Genomic DNA, 1,931 nt, shown 5'->3' with positions numbered 1-1,931 from the left:
CCCCATTGCATCAGAGGGTCGAATCATGCATCAAATGCACGATCAGCGCCATACTGGCAGGTCAGAGTCCACTCCGTGCGGTCGTGGTGGCTGCTACTGTGAGCCGCAGGTCAAGGGTGAATCCCTCAACGGGGCTTGCAGCCAATGCAATTCCCCGGGGTCCACGCGCCTGATCGTGATCCGCGGCAACAGCGCTTCCGGCAAGTCCTCCATTGCGGTCGGCTTGCGCGAGCAGTTCGGCCGCAACCTCGCCATCGTCGGCCAGGACAACCTGCGCAGGGTCGTGCTGCGCGAACGCGACCGGCCCGGTGGCGCCAACATCGGATTGATCGACCTCACCGCCCGCTACGCCCTGGATAACGGCTTCCACGTGGTCCTCGAGGGCATCCTGTACGCCGACCGCTACGGTCCTATGCTCCGGGACCTGGTGTCGGCCCACCGCGGTGTCTCGCGCTGCTACTACCTCGATGTGCCCTATGAGGAGACGGTGCGCCGGCATGCGGCAAAAGCCGATGCCGAGTACCACCGGCACGTCACCCCCGATCACCTCAGCGACTGGTACCGGGAGAAAGACCTGCTGGCCGACGGCCTGGAGACGGTCATCGACGCGCTCAGCACGCTCGACGACACCGTCTCGCAGATCATGGACGAGAGCGGATTGGACCAGGTGCTCCCGGTCGACCGCTGACAGTTTCGAAGCGAGTGGGGAACCGCGGGGTCAGGAGGCGTCCACCGGCACGCCGCCGACCGCCGGTGCACGGAAGACGCCCACCGGCCGCGGCGGGTCAAAAAAAGAGGGCCCGCCGGGGGACGAACCGGGTCGACCCGGTGCTGCAGAAACCGGCCGCCCGATTGCAGGAGATGCTCCGGTCGGCGAATGCCCGGAACATTCCCTCCGCAGGGATGGCGGAGTGCCGCCGGGCGGGTGGCTTCGCGACTGTGGTCACACCTGCTCCTGGTAGAGCCTGACTTCCCGGGGGCGGCAGGTGCGCACGATGGTCCAGAAGCCCAGGTTGCCGAGGCTGTTGGCCCACAGGTCGAGGTCGTCGTCCGTGTCGTGGAAGAACCAGGCCTCGAACTGCCCCAGCGCCCGAAGTGCGGGGAGGGGTTCGTAGCGGAATTCGCAGTGGAACTGCACGAAGTGATCGTGCTCGCCGGCAGCGTCGTTCATCTCGAACTGCCGTGCAAGGTCCAGCATGAAGACGGGCGGCCCGTCGAAGGCGTACGTCCCGTACTGCAGGAGAAGCCCGTCTTCGCCGGGCGAGGTGTCGAAGCGTGGCAGCCGAAGCGCACGAACCTGCGCCACGCCGCGTCCGGGCCCAGCCCGGCGAGCGCCTGCTGTCCACGGCCCAGCGCATCGTGTAGTCGCTCCTCGGCCCGGTCTACGGGCAGTCTCCCCGCCATCTGTGTCCTTCGCGGTCTCGACGAACGTCGTGCTCTCGCGCGATCGTAGGGCCCGGCCGTCTGCTTCCTGCTGCGGCCGACCCGGAGGACGGTGTGACATGGCTGGTGAAGAGGGCCCGCAGCGCATCGTGGTCACGGTGGAGTTCGAGTGCGTGGTGACGGATGCTCAGGCGTTGATCGAGCACGCCAGGCGCTACTACCAGGCCTCTGCTCTCGATCCCGGAGGGAAAGAGGTGGAGAACGTTCCGGTCGCTCTCATCATGGCCTCGGATTTCAAAGGGATGCGTGCGATACCAGGGCACGGGGGTAGGGATGTACCGGGGTGGAGATACGTGTTTGCGCAGTCGGTACAGACCCTCGGATGGCGTCCCGTCGAGTGGTGTACTCAGTCGAGCTCGTGTGGTTCCGGTTTTGCGGGGGTCGCCCGCTGCGGGGTGGTCTTGTCTGCGAAGAGTTCGGCCATGGAGCCTTCGGAGAGGTAGCGGCGGTCGAAGACCTGCCACTCGTCGTGGAGTTCGGCCAGGACC

2 protein-coding genes and 1 pseudogene are annotated in these 1,931 nt (G+C 66.4%); 1 reads left to right on the top strand and 2 read right to left on the bottom strand.

The window, feature by feature from the left end; all coding sequences use genetic code 11:
* Positions 1 to 169 precede the first annotated feature (169 nt).
* Positions 170 to 688: an AAA family ATPase gene (locus ACQKIP_RS46285; protein ID WP_365866545.1), complete on the top strand. Its 519-nt coding sequence runs from the start codon at positions 170 to 172 to the stop codon at positions 686 to 688.
* Between the two features lie 255 nt (positions 689 to 943).
* On the opposite strand, the gene ACQKIP_RS46280 is transcribed toward ACQKIP_RS46285, so the two are convergent.
* Both ACQKIP_RS46280 and ACQKIP_RS46275 read right to left on the bottom strand, forming a co-directional pair.
* Positions 944 to 1,306 (bottom strand): hypothetical protein, encoded by a 363-nt coding sequence (locus ACQKIP_RS46280; RefSeq protein WP_365866459.1) that lies wholly within the window; start codon positions 1,304 to 1,306, stop codon positions 944 to 946.
* A gap of 483 nt (positions 1,307 to 1,789) precedes the next feature.
* Positions 1,790 to 1,931: pseudogene (locus tag ACQKIP_RS46275) on the bottom strand (IS256 family transposase); the annotation flags it as partial.

Source organism: Streptomyces sp. NPDC059900 (assembly GCF_050270335.1).
GTDB lineage: Bacteria > Actinomycetota > Actinomycetes > Streptomycetales > Streptomycetaceae > Streptomyces.
The sequence above is the reverse complement of the archived record's forward strand: the minus strand, read 5'-3'. Positions and strand labels throughout refer to the sequence as shown.